Raw genomic sequence first — 17,680 nt, forward strand, 5'->3', positions numbered from 1 at the left:
GAGCACTGAGCAGACGAGGAGGGCAGTACCCGTGCCAATGCGCGGGCGTGTCTGGAAGTTTGGTGACAACATCGACACCGACGTCATCATCCCCGCACGCTACCTGGTGACCATCGATCCCCAGGAACTGGCACAGCACGTCATGGAGGACATCGATCCTGAGTTCGCGGCGAAGGTGCGCCCTGGCGATATCATTGTAGCCGGGCGAAATTTCGGCTGTGGCTCCTCGCGCGAGCATGCTCCGATCGCGATCAAGGCGGCCGGCGTGCAAGCGGTCGTTGCTGAGTCATTTGCACGGATCTTTTTCCGCAATGCGATCAACATTGGACTCCCTGTTGTGGAAGCACCTGATGCGGTGCGCGAAACCGAGACTGGTGACGAGCTTGAGATCGACACGGAAAACGGGATCGTCCGCAACCTCCGCACCGGGAAGACGTATAAGGCGACGCAATATGACGAGTTCATCCAGCATATCATCCGGGCCGGCGGGCTCCTAAATGCCGTCCGCGAGCGTATCCAGGCACGCAAGGCAGCGGAGGCCGGCCAGTGAGTGAGGTACGCCTACTGCTGCTCCCCGGTGACGGAATTGGCCCGGAAGTCATTGCCGCGGCACGACAGGTGCTTGAAGCAGTCGGTACACGCCGTGGATACCACTTCTTGTTTGAGGAAGACCTCGTCGGAGGTTGCGCGATCGATGCCTATGGCACTCCGCTCGCCGACGAGACACTCGCGCGTGCTCGCGCGGTCGATGCTGTTCTCCTTGGCGCTGTTGGTGGCCCCAAATGGGACCACCTGCCGAAGGCGGCACGTCCTGAAGCTGGACTCTTACGGCTCCGCAAGGAGCTCGGTCTCTTCGCCAATCTCCGCCCAGTACGCGTCTTTGATGCGCTCGCTGACGCGACGCCGCTCAAGCCGGACGTCGTGCGTGGCGTCGACTTGATCGTCGTGCGCGAGCTGACCGGTGGCCTCTACTTTGGTCAGCCATCGGAGCTCCGGCGCGAACCAAGCGGGCGCTGGGCTGTCGATACTCTCCCCTATCGGGAAGAGGAGATCGCTCGCATTGTCGACCTCGCGTTTCAGCTCGCCCGAGCACGCCGCCGCAAGGTGACGAGCGTCGACAAGGCGAATGTGCTCAACACGTCGGCACTTTGGCGCGAGATCGCCAGCGAGATCAGCGCACGTTACCCGGACGTCATGCTCGAGCATCAACTCGTTGATTCTTGCGCGATGCGCCTGATTGCACGTCCACGTGACTTCGATGTCCTGGTGATGGAGAACCTCTTTGGTGATATCTTGAGTGACGAAGCAGCAGTGCTCGCTGGTTCCCTCGGTATGCTTCCCTCTGCGAGTCTCCATGGGCGTCCTCCGGAGCGTCCCGGGTCATCGGCCATCCGCTTCGGGCTCTACGAGCCAGTGCATGGCTCAGCACCCGACATCGCAGGCAAAGGGATTGCCAACCCCATTGGCGCCATCCTCAGTGTCGCGATGCTCCTGCGTTGGACACTCGCCGACGAGCAGGCTGCAAGCGCCGTCGAGCAGGCAATTGACCGTGCGCTCGCTGCCGGTGCACGTACCGCCGACTTGGCGCGCCCCGGCGAGAGTGCGCTCAAGACAGCACAGTTCACAGACCGCGTCCTTGAGCACCTGGAGGAAACCCTCTCCAGTTGACGAGACATACAACGCGTGTCCGCGGGGAGCTGGCCAGGATGACGGTCAGCTCCTCGTTATTGTGAGACTCACCATTTCCGTGCAGTCAGTCACCAGTGCGTCTGCTGATCGTGCGGGCAGTGAATTTGCGGAGGCATCCCGTCACCCTGCCACTCTCTGAGGAGTGGCAGCCTGCTCTTCAGCGAGTACCGTGATCACGTCGAAACTGGCCGCGCCCGAGAGTGGCGATCCCTCGTCACTGAAATGCTCAACAGGCAGCAACAGTGGTACGCTCTGAAAACGAGCGGGAAGGGGAGGGGCGTGCCGAGAGGTACGCAACGCAGACCAAACAGGAACCACTCTCGGAGACCGGCACCTCAAGCTGCGGGCGGCCAGTCGCGAGGCCCTCTTGTTTTCGGTGCACTCGCCCTGGTCGCAATGCTCCTCGTCGCCGCCTGGACGATTCGTGGCCTCCTGCGAGAACCCACCTCTGCACCGTCGCCGTCGCCCGTCGCAGTTGAACCGGGCTCACCGCTCCCCGTTGTCACACCGACAGCACTAGCTGCTGGTGCAGAAACGCCCATGTCCAATGAGGCTGTTACTCCCACTGCGTCGACGTCCCCCACGCCGACCCCGACGCCACCGCCTCCGGTCGTGGTTGGCGCTTTCGGCGAACTTCCGGCGCCGAATCTCCCGCAGCCTGCTTATCCGCCAGGCCAGTTGACGCTGCAGTACGAGCTTGGTTTCGACCTCGCGACATTACCAGCAGAGGCACCGGTGTATCGGCTCGTCGCGCGCCGCTGGGACGAGACAAGCGTCACCGCCCTCGCGCGCGCGCTCGGAATTGAGGGCGAGGCAGTTGCCACGCCTGGTGGTGGCTTCCTGGTGCGCAGTAGCGCCGGCCAGTTGGTGGTTAGCGAGCTTACGATTCAGTACCAAGCGGCCACCCAAATGAGGCAAGAAACACCATCTGGAGAACAAATCCTGGCACTCACTCCGAGCCCGACCACACTCCGCTCTGACGAAGAGCTGGTCGCAGCAGCCGGTCGCTGGCTCGTGCAGTACGGGCTCGTGACAACGCCCCTCGGCGTGGGAAGCGTGCATGAGCGTCTCCCAGAGGCCGGGTTAGCGATCGTCGTCTTTGGCCCAGCAGAACCGAATCCGGTTCTCTCAGCGCTGCCGGGTGCAACCGTGACGATCACCACTGACGGGACGATTCGTCAGGCATTCGTGGCCTGGCCAGTAGCGCTCGAACCCTCCACCTACAGTCTTCGCCCTGCCGAAGCACTTTGGCAAGACATCGTGAGTGGCCGCGGGACGATCGATGTGGACGAGACGATCTTTATCCAAGCAAGTCTCCCACTCCGCGGAACCGCCCGCATCGAGGGCGCGGAGCTCGCCTGGGTCGATGCTGGACAAGGCAGTACGCGCTACCTCACACCAGTCGTCCGCTTCCGCGGAACCGCGATGTTCGAGGAATATGCGGAGCCAATTGAAATCACTGTCACAGTCCCGGCCGTTGCAGCGCAGGCCGCGCCACGCGGTTGAGCGCATTCAGGGTAGGAAAGGAGGAGCTTTGGGCCAGACATCTCGTCAAAGACCAGCACTCCACCTTGCTCTCGCCTTGATGATTGCGTTGAACGCCCTTTTCTCTCTTGCAGCAGGCTTGTCTGTCCGCGCAGCACCTTCCTTCCTGCGGTGGGGCTACTACGTTACCTACGATCGGACATCTTGGACAACGCTCCAGAACCATCTTGGTACGCTCGACATCGTTTCACCGTATTTTTTCCAACTGCGGGCCGATGGATCGATCGAAGAACTCAGCGATCCGACCGCTGATCGCTTCTTACGCCAGAGCGGACTCACAATCGTGCCGATGATCAAGAACGTCCCGCGTTGGGACGAATTCACGCCGCTCATCGCTGATCCACAGCGCCGGGCTGCCATCATTGCTCGACTTGTTGCACTGGTTGAGCAGCGTGGCTACCACGGGATCCACATTGACTTTGAAGCAGTCAACGCCAGTGATGCACCCCATCTCACGGCCTTCATGCGGGAACTCGCAGCCCAGCTCCATCCGCGTGGAAAGCTCGTGACGCAGGCTGTCGTTGCCCGCACCTCGGATACGCCGACAACCTGGGGTGGTGCATATGACTATCGAGCACTCGCCGAAGTCAACGACTACATTGTGGTAATGGCCTATGATTTTCACTACGCTGGTGGTTCACCCGGCCCGGTGGCCCCGCTGACGTGGGTACAACGAGTCGTTGCCTATTTGACGACGCGCATCCCACCTGAGAAGCTTATCCTCGGTATCCCACTCTACGGGTACGACTGGGACATCACGGCTGGTCCGCCAGCACGCTCCGTCCGCTTTGACCACGTCCAGGAACTCCGAAGACGTCCTGGCGCAACGAGTGGATACGACGAGACAGAGCAAGAAGCCTGGATCCGCTACACCGACGATCAGGGGCACCAGCACGAAGTCTGGCATGCTGACGTCCGCAGTGTGACCGCGCGGCTCGAGCTGGCATTGGACCGTGGCCTTGCTGGTGTAGCGCTCTGGCGACTCGGCCACGAGGACCCTGCCGTCTGGAACGAACTCGCCCGCCTGAACACACCTGCCACGCGTATCCCCGCGTTTCCCTCCACTCCCGAGCGGCGCTACTTCGCAGAAACTGGACATTCTCTCGCCTATGGTTTCAAGGCCTTCTGGGAACGGAGTGGCGGCCTCCCGATCTTCGGCTATCCATTGACGGAGGAATTCACCGAAATGAATCCTGATCTCGGGCGGCCGTTTACTGTCCAATACTTCGAGCGACAGCGCTTCGAATACCACCCCGAGCTCGCGGGGACACCCTATGAGGTTCAGCTTGGCCGCCTTGGGGCAGAAGACGCACAACGGCGGGGATTGCTGGGAAGTCAGCCGTTCCAGCCGGTACCTGCGAGTGCCGCAGCGTCGGACTGCCGCTTTTTCCCAGAGACCAGTCACACACTCTGTGAGCCCTTCCTCTCCTACTGGCAGTCGCACGGCCTGGAGTTTGGCGATCCGAGAATCTCTTTCCGAGAGTCGCTCGCCTTGTTCGGGTATCCGATTTCCGAGCCGTTCCGTGACCCCGCGACCGGGTTGACCGTGCAGTACTTCGAGCGCGCACGTTTCGAGTACCATCCGGACAACCCAGAGCCGTACCGGGTGCTCCTGGGGCTTCTCGGCACCGATCTCGTACGGGCGAAAGGATGGATCCGGTGAGCACTCCCAAGCGGATCCTTGTGCTGCACGGACCAAACCTCAACTTGCTCGGCCGGCGCGAGCCTGGGATCTACGGGACGACAACGTTGGCAGAGATCGACCAACGGCTCCGCGAACTCGCGGCAGCACACGGTTACGAGGTGATAACTGCCCAGTCGAACCACGAGGGAGAACTCATCGACCTGATCCAGCGCTACGGCTGGGAAGTTGCGGGGATTGTACTGAATCCCGGCGCACTTACGCACTACAGCATCGCGTTACGGGATGCAGTAGCAGCCGTACCGGCCCCAACGGTCGAGGTACACCTTTCCAACATCCACGCGCGGGAGCCGTTCCGGCACCATTCGGTCATCGCGCCGGTTGCAGTCGGGCAGATCTGTGGCTTCGGTCCGATGAGTTATGAACTTGCGCTTTCCTACCTGATACGACGTGCGGAAGGAGCAGAAAAGTGAACACCGAGACGCGGCTCGCGCGGCTTCGCGAGCGGCTCCGCGAGCAGGAACTCGATGCAATCGTCATCACGCACCCCTCGAACCGTTTCTGGCTGAGTGGCTTTACTGGTGAGGATATTCCCCCGAACGAATCGGCGGGACACCTCGTGATCAGCCAGCACGAAGCGATCTTAGTGACCAGCCGCCTCAACAGCACCCTCGCGCAACAGGAAGCACATGGCTTCCGCATCTTCGATCGGGAGCGGGACTTCGCCCGCGGCGATGCGACAGTGCTGCAGGAACTGGGTGCCCGCCGCATCGGCTTTGAAGACCGTGCCATTCTCTACCGCGACGTTCGCGTCCTGGAAGAAACGCTCGGCCAAGACGTTGAGCTGGTTCCCGTCGGCTCCCTCGTGGATGACTTGCGTGCGATCAAGACGGCAGACGAACTGGAACGGATCAGACAGGCGCAAGCAATCACCGACACCGCTCTTGAGGCCGTCCTTGCCGACCTCCGCCCCGGATTGACGGAGCGCGAGGTTGCCCTCCGGTTGGAACGAGCACTGATGGAGGCCGGTGCGGACGGCACAGCATTTCCCATTGCGGTGGCGTCTGGCCCACACGGTGCGTTGCCACACTATCGGCCCACGCAACGGCCGATCGGGGTGGGGGAGCCGATCGTCATTGACATGGGCGCCGTCGTCGGCGGCTACTGCGCCGACCTCACCCGCACTGTCTGGCTCGGTACGGCGGATGACCAGTTAGAACAGATCTTCGCAATCGTTCTCGCGGCAATTGAGGCGGCTGAGGAGGGTATCCGACCCGGCATGACTGGTCGCGAGGCCGACGCGTTGGCCCGGGAAGTGATCGTGGGCGCGGGATACGGCGACGCGTTCACCCACTCGCTGGGTCACGGTGTTGGCGTCCGCGTCCACGAGGCACCGTCGCTCTCACCGGCGGCAGATCACGTCCTCGAGCCAGGTCATGTCGTAACGATTGAGCCGGGCATTTACCTCCCCGGATGGGGTGGTGTCCGGATCGAAGACCTCGTGGTGATCCGTGAGCAGGGGATCGAGGTCTTGACGCGGACACCGAAGCGTCTCACTTTGCCAGGAGGATGAAGCCTCGTCCCTGATGGAGAGACGACCGTATACTGTTGCGATAAGGGATGGATCACAACAGACGCAGTAGGGGGAACTCTGCATGATCGAGACGGGAGATCTGCGCAAAGGACTGACGTTGCTGATCGACGGAGACCTGGTACGCGTCCTGGATTACCAGCACGTCAAGATGGGACGCGGGAGCGCCTTCGTCCGCCTGACCCTTAAAAATCTGCGCACCGGTGCCACGACCACTACCACGGTTCAAGCCGGCTCACGCTTTGAGCTGGCTCCACTTGAGCGGCACCGCGTCCAGTTCCTCTACGAGGACAGCGGCCAGTACCACTTCATGGACACTGAGACGTTCGAGCAGTTTGCAGTCGATCGCGAAGCGCTCGGCGATGCCGTCAACTACCTCAAGGAAGGGCTCCAACTTGACCTCCTCACCTACGAGGGGCAACCAGTCGAGGTGGAACTGCCCGTCACGGTTGACCTCAAGGTCATCGATACGCCACCGGGTGTGCGTGGGGACACGCAGTCAGGTGGCGGCAAGCCAGCAACGCTGGAGACGGGACTGGTCGTGACCGTCCCCTTCTTCGTCGAAGTCGGCGATGTCGTCCGTGTCGATACGCGCACTGGCGAGTACATTGAGCGAGTGAGCTAGCAATGGCCGAAAGCCCACAATTGGAGTCAGCCTCCAGTCAGAACTACACGGCGCTGACACGGGTGGTACGCGAACTTGTCGAGGTGATGCGTCGCGCTGGACTCCAGCGACTCGAGGTGGTCCAGGGCGACCTCCGAATTACTCTTGAGTCGGCTCAAGTGACCTCGGCCGCCTTAACCACCACGAGCGTAGTTACCACCCCCGTCATAGCGCTGACGCCAGAAGTGCCCCCAACCGAGGAGCTTGAGACAATCACTGCACCGATGGTTGGCACCTTTTATGCTGCACCACGCCCTGGCGCTGATCCATTCGTCCGGATCGGGGATCATGTGGAACCAGGGCAGGTCGTAGCGATCATCGAAGCGATGAAAGTGATGAACGAGATCGTCGCCGACCGTGCGGGTACCATCGTCGAGATTCTCGTCGAGAACGGGCAACCGGTAGAATACGGACAGCCACTCATGCGTCTACGACCGGACTGACGCCAGGAGGAGAGCGTGCTCGGGAGTGAGACAATTGGCGTCGCTGAGCTGACGCAGCGGATCAAAGACCTCCTTGAGGCTCAGCCCGAGCTCCAGTTTGTGCGCGTGCGTGGCGAAATCACCAACGCTCGAACCTATGCGAGCGGACATTGGTACTTCAGCTTACGCGAGGGAGAAGTACAACTCCGCTGCGTGCTCTTCCGTAGTGCTGCCCAGTGGCTTCCATATCTGCCGCATGACGGTGACGAGGTCATCGCCACCGGCTCGATAGGCGTCTACGAGCGTGATGGGGTGTACCAGCTCTACGTCGACCACCTTGAACCACTGGGCGACGGTGCTTTGCGGCAGCAGTTGGAACTCTTAAAGCAAAAGCTGGAGCGTGAGGGGCTGTTTGACGAAGCACGCAAGCGCTCACTGCCACCGCTCCCGCGCTGTATCGCTGTGGTCACCTCACCGCACGGTGCAGTCTGGCACGACATCCAGAGTGTCCTCCGTCGTCGTTATCCCTACGTGCACCTGATCCTTGCCCCAGCGCGTGTCCAGGGTGACGGCGCAGTTGAGTCACTGGTTGCAGCACTCCAAGCCATCCAAGCCGATGGACGAGCACAGGTGGTTATCATCGCGCGCGGAGGCGGATCGCTAGAGGATCTTTGGGCCTTTAATGACGAACGGCTCGCCCGGACCGTCTTCGCTTGCCGCATACCCGTCGTCTCGGCGGTGGGGCACCAAACTGACTGGACCATCTGTGACTACGTCGCTGACCTCCGTGCGCCGACCCCCTCGGCTGCCGCGGAGATCGTGACGCCATACGACCGCGCGACACTCCTCAGTTGGTTACACGGCTTCTCAGAGCGGCTTAACGAACAGATCGCTCGACGAGTCGAGGCATCCCGCGAGCACGTGAACCAGCTGGAACATCGGCTCCAGCGCGCCGCTCCGCGTCATCGCATGGACAACCTACGGCAACGTCTGGACCAGTCAGCACAGCGACTCGATCTCGCGATAACACATCACTTGCTTCGGGCGCGTAACCAGGTTCGCACACTCGCCCGGGAACTGGAACTCCTGAGTCCCTACGGTCCCCTCGAGCGTGGCTATCTCCTGGCTGAGGACATGGCCAGCGGTAACCTCGTCCGGTCGGCAAACCACGTGACGATCGGGCAACGGCTTCGACTCCACTTCAGCGACGGCACTGCTGAAACATCTGTACAGGCGGTACAGCCAAAGGGAACGGGAGGGGGATCACATGGCCGAGCACCGTGACGGCGCTGCTGTCCCGCCACATCCGATCGATCTCTTTGAAGCGATGGTGAGTGAGGTGGAGTTAATTGTCCAAAAGCTCGAAGCCGGCGACCTCCCTCTGGCCGAAGCGATCCGCGAGTATCAGCGCGGGATTGAGCTCATTCGTCGCTGCAACGAAGTACTCGATCAGGCCGAGCTCCAGATCTCGCAATTGCGGACCGGTTTCGTCGGATACGAAGGATCAGCGAACACCTTCGGGTTCCTCAACGGAGAGGACGAGGACCTCCCATTCTCGTGAAGGTTTCCCCCACCCTTTCCTCTCCACTACCACAATCCCGCCCCACCGGACTGAGTCGGCAGCGATGTCACTCTGTGGCCGATAGAGATACGGTCGTTCAATCGGACGTTGATGCCACGAGTTCCAGACACGCACATCCGCCAGGCACGAGCACTACTCATCTCGATCCAGTCCCAGAGGTGGCAAGACGGAACACATTCTGTCGCCCTCCTGGCTGGGCCGGCGTTCTTCAGGGAGAGGAACTCCTTACCACGATCTGCTCCCGTGGTGAGCGTGACGACACGGCGCGACATCACCACACCGCCACCCGGCCTTTCCTGACGTACCCCGGTTTCACAGAGCGAGGGTATGTCGGACAAGGCCAGCCATCGTCACCTCCTTGTCTGTTCACCGCAACCTCCGGACCTCCGACCTCGCCAGCACCCTCGGTGCAAGGTGCAGCACATCGCTCGCCCGCGTCCCAGCGATTATCACGACGAATGTCGGCGGAGAGGCTCGGTATGCCAACGCACTCTGGCCGCTTTTTCGCCTGGTCATCGTGCCGGAATCGGCCACCACGACAACGCTCCTCACACTCCACCCTCCATGCCTACGCCATGACCAGCGAGACACGTCTCACTTCTCACCGGGAGGAACCCCACGCATTGGGGATGAAAATCGACGCCAGCACTGCGTCTCATCCCTGCCCGGAAGAACCCCAGGCCAGAGAATCCACCGTGACGCGCTGCGCCCAACACACCGCAATCGTTCGGGCGCTAGGCACACTCCCCTATGGGATGTGTCACGCGTGGTTCTGAGGTTGGGCGTTGACATCACACGCTGGTGTCCCTATTATCTTCTTTCCATTTCTTCCGCACAGTATGCAGAGCGCAAGAGGGAACAACGGAGCACGGTGCATGCCGTACCCGACCCTCCTTCAGACGTCGCGCAGGACGTCCGGCGGGAGCTTACCCTGGCTTCCGAGAATCTGCAGTGATGGTGAAGACTCAACCGCTCTCCTTCACGCCCCAATGCGACGAACAACGTACGACTCACCCTGACGTGCACGAGCATCAGCGGTCTCGTAGCAAGAAGCGATCGATGAGCGCGATCGATCAAGCCCCGCATTACCCCATTCTCACGCCTGTAGCGAAACTAGACGGCCACGGCGTAGTCACCCGCTGCAGGGTCTCGCCCTACCGCAAGGAGCTCGCGACACAGAATGCTTGGGAGGCAGCAGAGGAAGCATCCTCGACCATTTCCCCAGTCCACACCTTCTGGTCTGGCGCTCCAAGGCTCCGTGCTCACTCCAGCGCGGACGAGCACTGACCACGCGTCGTCGCGCGTCTGACACTCCTTGGTTAGGCAACACCGGTCACGCTCGCGGGACGTGAAACATACCGCTCGGGCGGGCGGCAAAGCCCACTCGATGAAGCAGCCAGGACTCGGCAAAGGGAACCACACGGGTCGACTCCTCACGGTCCTGCATCACCCCGGACATTTTGGTCAGTCATTCTGGCCTGAACCTTCATCCTCATACGGTCCCCCTCTCTTCACTCATCACTGCCCCCGACTACCCGCACATCTGCCTGCTCGGCACCGCGCCCGACATCCCTCCCTAGGGGCAGCAACGACCCTCCGCCGAGAGGAGGACTCATGACAGCGTCTCGTTGGATCCGTTCGACCATCGCACTTGCTCTTGCCCTGCAGCTCTTCGTCGCGGCCATCGCCGCGGCTCGTGCCGACGGGCCACCAGGCCGTTACATCGTCATGCTGGCCAGCAGTGAAACGAATGCGTTTGCCCCGCTCCGTCGCAGCCAGGTCCAGGAACTGGCTCGAGAAGTCGGTGCCCAGCCGGAACACGTCTACGACACTGTCCTGAACGGATTCGCGGGCCATCTCACCCCACGGCAAGTGCAACGGCTTCTCCAGACTGGCCGCGTCGCTGCCGTCTTGCCAGATGCGGAGACACACCTCGCGGCACAGACTATCCCTAGCGGTGTCCAACGGATCGGCACGCTGGCGAACGCAACTGCCAAAATCGACGGTATCGATGATCCGCTCCCAATCGACATTGCAGTGCTGGATACTGGCATCGACCCCAGTCACCCCGATCTGAACGTCGTCGGGGGCTACGACTGCTCTGGCAGCGGCAGCTGGATCGATCGCCACGGGCACGGGACACACGTCGCCGGGATCATCGGCGCGCGGGACAACGGCATTGGTGTCGTTGGCGTCGCACCGGGAGCTCGCCTCTGGGCCGTCAAGGTCTTTGGAGACAACGGGACGGGCTATGTCTCTTGGCTGATCTGTGGACTCAATTGGGTCGCCAGCAACGCTAGCACGATCCGCGTCGCCAACTACAGCGGCGGTGCAAGTGGTACTGACACCCCAAACTGCGGCGGGACGAGCGATCCATTGCATCAGGCGGTCTGCCGAGTGGTCCAGGCTGGTGTCACGCTTGTCGTCGCAGCCGGGAACGACGGGCGTGACGCCAGTAACACCATTCCGGCTGCCTATCCCGAATCGATCACGGTCGGCGCAATTGTGGATACAGACGGGCAACCCGGTGGACTCGGCCCAAGTACAAGCTATGGGGCGGACGATACCCGCGCCTCATTCTCGAACTACGGAACCGCGGTTGATCTCTACGCCCCAGGTGTCTCAATCCTCTCCACCGTTCCCGGTGGCGGTTATCAGCGCTGGAGTGGCACCAGCATGGCCACACCGCACGTCACTGGAGCTGCGGCACTGTATCTCGTTCAGAACCCGGGCGCTTCTCCAGCACAGGTACATAGCTTCCTCACCTCCGTCGGCGAAGCTGGTTCATGGGACAGCTTCGGACAGCGGCTCGTGCGTGTCGACTGGAGTGAAGGTGGCTCAAGTGACAGTGGCTCCGGCGGCGGAACAACACCCAACACGCGTGACGTCGCCATCGCTGGATTGAGCGTACCCAGCACGGTCACACTTGGGAGCAGCGTAACGATCCAGGTCACAGTACGCAACAAAGGAACGACGAGCGAGACAGTGACAGTGACCCTTTCAGCGAACGACAACATGGTTGAAACACCGCGCAGTCTCTCATTAGCTGCGGGCGCGAGCTCCACTGTGAGCTTTCGTTGGCAGCCAGCCAGTGCCGGCACCTATATCCTCCAGGCGACCGCCACAATTTCCGCCGAGGATGCCGATCCAAGCGATAACCAGCGGAGCGCAACCGTCACCGTCACTCAACAGGTTCGCGATGTCGCGATCACAGAACTCAGTGCGCCCTCTAGCCTCACTCGCGGTCAAAGCGCGAGGGTCACTGTCACACTGGTGAATCTTGGGACGAGTAGCGTCAGCGTCACCGTTACCTTGACAGCTGATCCGCGCAATGCTGCGATGGGAACCGTCAGCAGCAAGGTCAGCCTCAGCCCCGGTCAAACCCGCACGATCAGCTTCACTTGGCGCACGAACAGCCGTACCGCCCCTGGAACGTACACACTGATCGCCTCCGCTCCGCTCAGCGACGACGCCAATCCAGCCGACAACACCCGGACAACAACGATTACGGTCACGTCCACGCTCCGCCGCTGAACCGCCGACACGACCTCACAGCGGGGTGGTCAGGAGCTTTCCGGTCACCCCGCTGTGTTTCGCCTGGAACACTCCCGAGCGGTTCTTCTGTTCAAACGCTGCCATGTCGATGCGAAGAACTTTGTGAAGCAAAGAAGCCGGAACCTTCGCTTGTCGCTTCTGAGGAGGCTGCGCCCAGATCTCACAGGTTGCTTGCATCGAACGTTGTGATGATCACCTTTTGCCTTCTGGTGCTCCCTGTTGGCCATCAGACTTCACGAGAGGACGCGCACCTTGCCTCACCGAGTAGTGACACGGGCCAGTGCGCCCGGCTTCGCCAGATCGCGACACTTTTGCCTCGCCTACCGGCTCAAGCCACTGGAACTCGCCTCGAACATTCACACACTGGTTCACAAGTGCGTCCTTCGTCCAAAGTACATGATCCATTTTGTTCCATCTCAGTGCTCCTACACCTCCTTCCTTCCCCAAAGAATCAGGTAATTCACCCTCCTTATACTCTGCTCCGTCACAACATTCGGTGACAAATTCTTTTACCTGTGTTCTCCTCGGAGTGCTTGAGAGAAGCACGGCGCACCCCCCAAACGCGTGCCCTGTTCGTCAGCCGCGAAACTCGATGCCGACCAAGAGTCATCGCACAGAACGTGCCGTTGTGTGAGAGAGCCCTATCGTGCGCTCGGTCGTCACTATGTCTCCTTGGCCCGCCTTCATTCCCTGACACAGGGGTTCTGTTGGAGAGAGCCTTCGAGGGTTGTTTCTGCTCTCTCAGCCATCCTTCACACGCTTGCTCCCGGATAGACCGGCCACTCCCGCCGCTCGACGTGCCGGGCAAGGCATCGCCCTCTTGCGCCATACCTGCCGATCCGGTACGCTCGCGGTGACGGTAACGCATGAGTCAGCGGAGTGACCCGTGACTGGTCTCACCGGTCGGGCCGCACCGAAGTTATCTGGTCCGTCCTTTCCGGTTGCCGCACCGGACGTTGCCCTCTGGGCAATCGTCGCGGTAGCCCTTGCCCTGGTGCTCGGGCTGCAGGCAACACGCGTCTTTGTCTCCGACCTCGTCTTTGTCATCGACCAGAGCCGTCGAACGCTCCTACTCCTCCTTGTGACGGCGATATTCGCTAGCCCTCTGCTTGCCCCACTCGTCGGTAAGCTCAGCGGGGGCCGCCTCCTCTTGGTCGCGATGGTGCTGCTCATTGCCGCACGGACTGGGCTTCAGCTTGTCGATTGGCCACCGGGCCGTGTCGCACTTGGTGCGCTTGGGGTCATCGCCTTTGGATGGGCACTTCTCCCGTTGCTTCGCTGGCGCGCTCGAGCGGGCTTGGGAATCCTGGCCGGGACAGCACTTGACATCGCACTCCGTACGACCCGCGACACGCTCGACCTTCCGTGGCAGGCAGGAATCGGGAGTCATCTCGCCACTGCGGTGCTGGCCATCATCTTCCTTGTCGCCGTCGGGCTCATCGCGATTGACCGAGGGCCGGTCGAGCCACGAGGCGCGATCGGCTTCCTGGCACTGGGGCCGGCACTCGGCCTCCTGCACCTGGTGACCGGAAACCTCGGCTTTGCGATTGTGCATACCGGCTGGGACCTGCTGTTCGCGACTGCTCTTCTGGGACTTGCGCTCGTGCTTGGCCTCCTCGTCGCGCCACTCGCGGCGCACCACTGGAGCGGTTGGATCACAACCACCGGCGCAGGAGCCGTCGGACTCTGGCTGGCCTGGGGAACGGGTTGGCCCGCTGCGCTCGGATTAGCGCTGGCTGTTGCCAGCTGGGCAATCTTTACGCTGACGGCAGCAATGGGAGGGCGCCTCCTCCGCAGTCCGGCCAGCGTTGGTCGAGCCGGTTTGGCACTCGCGCTCGGTCAGCTCCTGCAGGTTGCACTCTTGTTCCGCTACTACACGGCGACCGGAGACCGCTGGATACCATTCGTGCTGTGGGCACTCCTCGCTCTTATCGTCGCGCTCGACTGGCCAAGTGGCTGGCCATCCGGCGCGGTCGCGCTCCTTCCACACGTGACCCTCGGCATGCTCCTCCCATTCGCTGCCGCCATCGCCTGGCAAGCACTCAGTAGACAAGCGCCACCCCCAGCATTCGCCCCGAGTTCCGAACTCGTCGTAATGACGTACAATATCCAATCTGGCTACGACCGCCACCAACGCTGGGACTTAGAAGCAACCGCTCGCGTTATTGAGACTGCTCACCCAGACATCGTCCTGCTACAGGAAGTCAGCCGCGGCTGGCTCGTCACTTCCAGTGCCGACCAGCTGACATGGCTGGCACGGCGGCTCGGCATGCACGCCAGTTGGGGTCCCGCAAGCACAGACGGACTCTGGGGAAACGCCGTGCTTACCCGCGCACAGCCGTTGGAAGAGCAAGTTGTACACTTCCGTACGACCCAGAACCTTCGCCGAGGGGCTATCATCGTCCGGCTGGCCACGCCAACCATATCCGTCTGGGCTGCCAGCACGCACCTCGACGATCCGCGGTCAGCATCTGCGGTGCGACTGGCCCAGATTGAGGAACTCCTTGTCTCTCTTCAGCCAGTACGCCCGCTTGTCCTCGGTGGCGACCTCAATGCCGATCCCGAAAGCACAGAACTCGCCCGGCTTCAGTCAGCCGGCCTCCGCGACGCTGCCGCAGCAGTCGGCGCCATCATGCCTACGTCTGCTGACGCGCGTCGTATCGACTACGTGCTCGTAACCGACGAGCTTGAACCGGTTGCTGGGAGTGTTCTCGACGTGACCGCCTCGGACCATCGCCCCGTTATCGTCCGGCTCGTGATGCGCTGAGCAGACGCTCTCTCCGGACAAGAGGGCCATCACCGAATGTTCCCGGTTCGTCTGACTTCTTCCCAGAGTTCCTCCGTTCCTCGGCCAGGTGCCCTCGCCACGATCGCACCAGCCGCCGCGAGACCGAAGAGGATTCTTCTTATCTCCAAGGTGGTCGTCCCCGCGGCCCCCAAATAGGCCAGTCCAGAGTTTCTCCAAGACAGGGACACTTACCACTCCGTGAGTGCGTCTTCTCGCCCTGAGCCGCTCACCGGGGCACCACGCACCTCCCGCCGGATTGGCCGACGAGGTCACTGATAGCTCGCGTCGACACGAAAGGACGACGACAAACCGGTATCTTCACGGTGCAGCGCAAAGGCTGAGATGGCAGCACGCCGCATGTCATTCTCGGTTGTGTGGCAGAGAGGAGATCCCTCTCAGGACGAAATCCGTCATACGTTGCCGGCCGGATGCCCACTCCACAGGAGAAGCCGCACGCGCTCTTGCGAGACAAGCGGTATCCTGGAAAGCCGGTTCGTGACAGAGGCTCCAGAAGCGACATGGGAAACAGACGGGAACGTCAGCCCGCAACGCAATCCCCTCCCTACCGGAAGCGACAGCAGAGTGCGAACGTAGCGTTCGCAGTCATTCTCCTGGGGCTCCTCGTGGAGACGCTCGTCCTCTACGGTCCCACGCTTCGCTTCAGTTTCTTGCTGGACGACAGTTATGACCTCATTGTTGTACGGCAGACAAGCTACCAGGAGCTCCTCTTACGGCCACTTCCAGGCTTCAGCTACTACCGGCCGCTGACCTTCATACTTTACAAGTTCATCCACGATCTCTGGGACGGAACAGAACCCTCGCACTATCACCTCTTCTCGATCTTGCTCCACGCGTTGAACGCGCTCCTGCTCGCGCTGCTCGTTCGACGAGTCGCCGGAATCGTCGCTGCAGCGCTCTCGGCTTCGCTGTTCATCGCCTTTCCGTTCGCTTATCAGGCGGTGCAGATCGTCTGCTCCCTTCCTCATCTCCTCGTCACTACTGCACTGCTTGGCATGCTGGTTCTCTGGGAACTGGGAACGGAAGAACTTGGCCATACTGGGCGACTCTTGCGCTGCACAGCAATCACCGCGGCGCTCGCTGCACCAGGTTTTCATGAAACGGGTGTCCTCAGTGGAACGTTGTTGGTTGCGTGGTCCATATGGAGATCACACGCGGGTTGGCGACGCGCCCTTCAAAGAAACAGCGGTTGGCTCATCCCGGCCCTCTTTGGGAACGGCACGTATCTTGCCCTCTGGTTCTGGGGATTCGACAAGCCAGGGTCGAGGCCGGTCACGCTGCTGGATCGCCTCGAGAATCTGGGTTTTTGGTCGCAGGCGGTGGCCTACCCTCTGACTCGGCAGTTGACGACACTTCTCGACACCGGCTGGCTCGCGCGGCATTCTTGGCAGGCCGTCATCGGCACCGCACTCGTCGGTGGGACTGTCGCGCTCATCTTCCACACACTCGGCACCCAACTCCGGCTTGCGCTTGGAACGCTCGGGTTGAGTCTCCTCACCTTCTTGCCCGCAATACTGTTCCTCCCATATCACGGGTACGTCGAGGATGGCCCACGCTTGCTCTATCCCGCGGCGCCAGGAATTGCCGCGTTCTGGGGCCTGCTTCCACGTGCCGGCTGGCACTGGCGGCAAGGGCGCTGGCTCGGTGCGATGTTGGGGATGTTAGTCATCGTCATCACATTGACCCAGAGCATCGCTTTTCTCGAGCGGCGTACCGAACTCGGACTGTTGGCCAGCCACGCCCAAGAGGCGGTCGTTGCCACAGCACGTGCCAACCCACATTGGCCACTGGCCGTCGTTCATGCTCCAGCCTGGCTGGCACTGCACCACTACGAGTACCCGTTGGGCCATTTCGGGATGAATGCTCAGCCAGAATATCTCGGCTTCGATGCTCTCCTAGAGGCGCGCCTCGGCTGGCGACAACCAGTCCAGTCGCTGGTGATCGGGCCACCGCCCGACCAAGGGTGGTACACCATCGGCCCGCACGGCCGCCCCGGAAACCAAGCCCAACTCGACGCGCTCCGCTTGAGCGGCTGGGTGATCTGCGACATCCAGCCACGCAAGCTCTCAGAGCGTCGTACTCTGTAGTGACCTCGTCCTCAGGCATCCTCCTTCATCGCTGACTGATGGAAGCGATAACGCACCCGTGAACAGGACGAAATGGTGGTGTTTTCTCGTTGATACA

At 61.5% G+C, this 17,680-nt stretch carries 13 protein-coding genes; all 13 read left to right on the plus strand.

Annotated features, from left to right (window positions below):
- The first annotated feature begins 31 nt into the window (after window positions 1-31).
- The 13 genes from leuD to NET03_RS03165 all read left to right on the plus strand — a co-directional run bounded on the left by leuD (window position 32) and on the right by NET03_RS03165 (window position 17,583).
- On the plus strand, window positions 32-550 hold the full coding sequence (gene leuD / locus NET03_RS03105) for a 3-isopropylmalate dehydratase small subunit (protein WP_353655754.1): 519 nt from the start codon (window positions 32-34) through the stop codon (window positions 548-550).
- Window positions 547-1,668: a 3-isopropylmalate dehydrogenase gene (leuB, locus tag NET03_RS03110; RefSeq protein ID WP_252127421.1), complete on the plus strand. Its 1,122-nt coding sequence runs from the start codon at window positions 547-549 to the stop codon at window positions 1,666-1,668. The genes leuD and leuB overlap by 4 nt, the downstream gene beginning before the upstream one ends.
- Window positions 1,669-2,229: 561 nt before the next feature.
- Complete coding sequence (locus tag NET03_RS03115) at window positions 2,230-3,195, plus strand: hypothetical protein (protein WP_252127422.1); 966 nt, start codon at window positions 2,230-2,232, stop codon at window positions 3,193-3,195.
- 28 nt (window positions 3,196-3,223) lie between these two features.
- Complete coding sequence (locus tag NET03_RS03120) at window positions 3,224-4,897, plus strand: glycosyl hydrolase family 18 protein (RefSeq protein ID WP_252127423.1); 1,674 nt, start codon at window positions 3,224-3,226, stop codon at window positions 4,895-4,897.
- Window positions 4,894-5,349 (plus strand): type II 3-dehydroquinate dehydratase, encoded by a 456-nt coding sequence (gene aroQ, locus NET03_RS03125; RefSeq protein WP_252127424.1) that lies wholly within the window; start codon window positions 4,894-4,896, stop codon window positions 5,347-5,349. Before NET03_RS03120 ends, aroQ begins: the two co-directional genes overlap by 4 nt.
- Window positions 5,346-6,449, plus strand: a complete 1,104-nt coding sequence (locus NET03_RS13725) for a M24 family metallopeptidase (protein ID WP_252127425.1) — start codon at window positions 5,346-5,348, stop codon at window positions 6,447-6,449. Before aroQ ends, NET03_RS13725 begins: the two co-directional genes overlap by 4 nt.
- A gap of 82 nt (window positions 6,450-6,531) precedes the next feature.
- Window positions 6,532-7,092, plus strand: coding sequence for an elongation factor P (gene efp, locus NET03_RS03135; RefSeq protein ID WP_252127426.1), 561 nt, complete (start codon window positions 6,532-6,534; stop codon window positions 7,090-7,092).
- Between the two features lie 2 nt (window positions 7,093-7,094).
- The gene (gene accB, locus NET03_RS03140) at window positions 7,095-7,574 is read left to right on the plus strand and encodes an acetyl-CoA carboxylase biotin carboxyl carrier protein (RefSeq protein WP_252127427.1); all 480 of its coding nucleotides are present in this window, start codon (window positions 7,095-7,097) and stop codon (window positions 7,572-7,574) included.
- A 15-nt stretch (window positions 7,575-7,589) separates the two neighbouring features.
- Entirely contained in the window at window positions 7,590-8,837 is a 1,248-nt protein-coding gene (gene xseA / locus NET03_RS03145; RefSeq protein WP_252127428.1) for an exodeoxyribonuclease VII large subunit, read from the plus strand.
- A complete protein-coding gene (gene xseB / locus NET03_RS03150; protein ID WP_252127429.1) occupies window positions 8,821-9,114 on the plus strand; it encodes an exodeoxyribonuclease VII small subunit in 294 nt (97 codons plus the stop codon). The genes xseA and xseB overlap by 17 nt, the downstream gene beginning before the upstream one ends.
- Window positions 9,115-10,749: 1,635 nt before the next feature.
- A complete protein-coding gene (locus NET03_RS03155) occupies window positions 10,750-12,669 on the plus strand; it encodes a S8 family serine peptidase (RefSeq protein WP_252127430.1) in 1,920 nt (639 codons plus the stop codon).
- Between the two features lie 907 nt (window positions 12,670-13,576).
- The gene (locus tag NET03_RS13730; protein WP_252127431.1) at window positions 13,577-15,457 is read left to right on the plus strand and encodes an endonuclease/exonuclease/phosphatase family protein; all 1,881 of its coding nucleotides are present in this window, start codon (window positions 13,577-13,579) and stop codon (window positions 15,455-15,457) included.
- A gap of 644 nt (window positions 15,458-16,101) precedes the next feature.
- Window positions 16,102-17,583 (plus strand): hypothetical protein, encoded by a 1,482-nt coding sequence (locus NET03_RS03165; RefSeq protein WP_252127432.1) that lies wholly within the window; start codon window positions 16,102-16,104, stop codon window positions 17,581-17,583.
- The last annotated feature ends 97 nt before the right edge of the window (window positions 17,584-17,680 follow it).

It is taken from the genome of Thermomicrobium sp. CFH 73360 (genome assembly GCF_023806465.1).
In the GTDB taxonomy this organism is placed as follows: Bacteria; Chloroflexota; Chloroflexia; order Thermomicrobiales; family Thermomicrobiaceae; genus Thermomicrobium.

Coding starts and splice junctions, on each gene's coding strand:
- NET03_RS03115 (WP_252127422.1), top strand. CDS start 2,230: ATGTCCAATGAGGCTGTTACTCCCACTGCGTCGACGTCCCCCACGCCG.
- efp (WP_252127426.1), top strand. CDS start 6,532: ATGATCGAGACGGGAGATCTGCGCAAAGGACTGACGTTGCTGATCGAC.
- accB (WP_252127427.1), top strand. CDS start 7,095: ATGGCCGAAAGCCCACAATTGGAGTCAGCCTCCAGTCAGAACTACACG.
- xseB (WP_252127429.1), top strand. CDS start 8,821: ATGGCCGAGCACCGTGACGGCGCTGCTGTCCCGCCACATCCGATCGAT.
- NET03_RS03155 (WP_252127430.1), top strand. CDS start 10,750: ATGACAGCGTCTCGTTGGATCCGTTCGACCATCGCACTTGCTCTTGCC.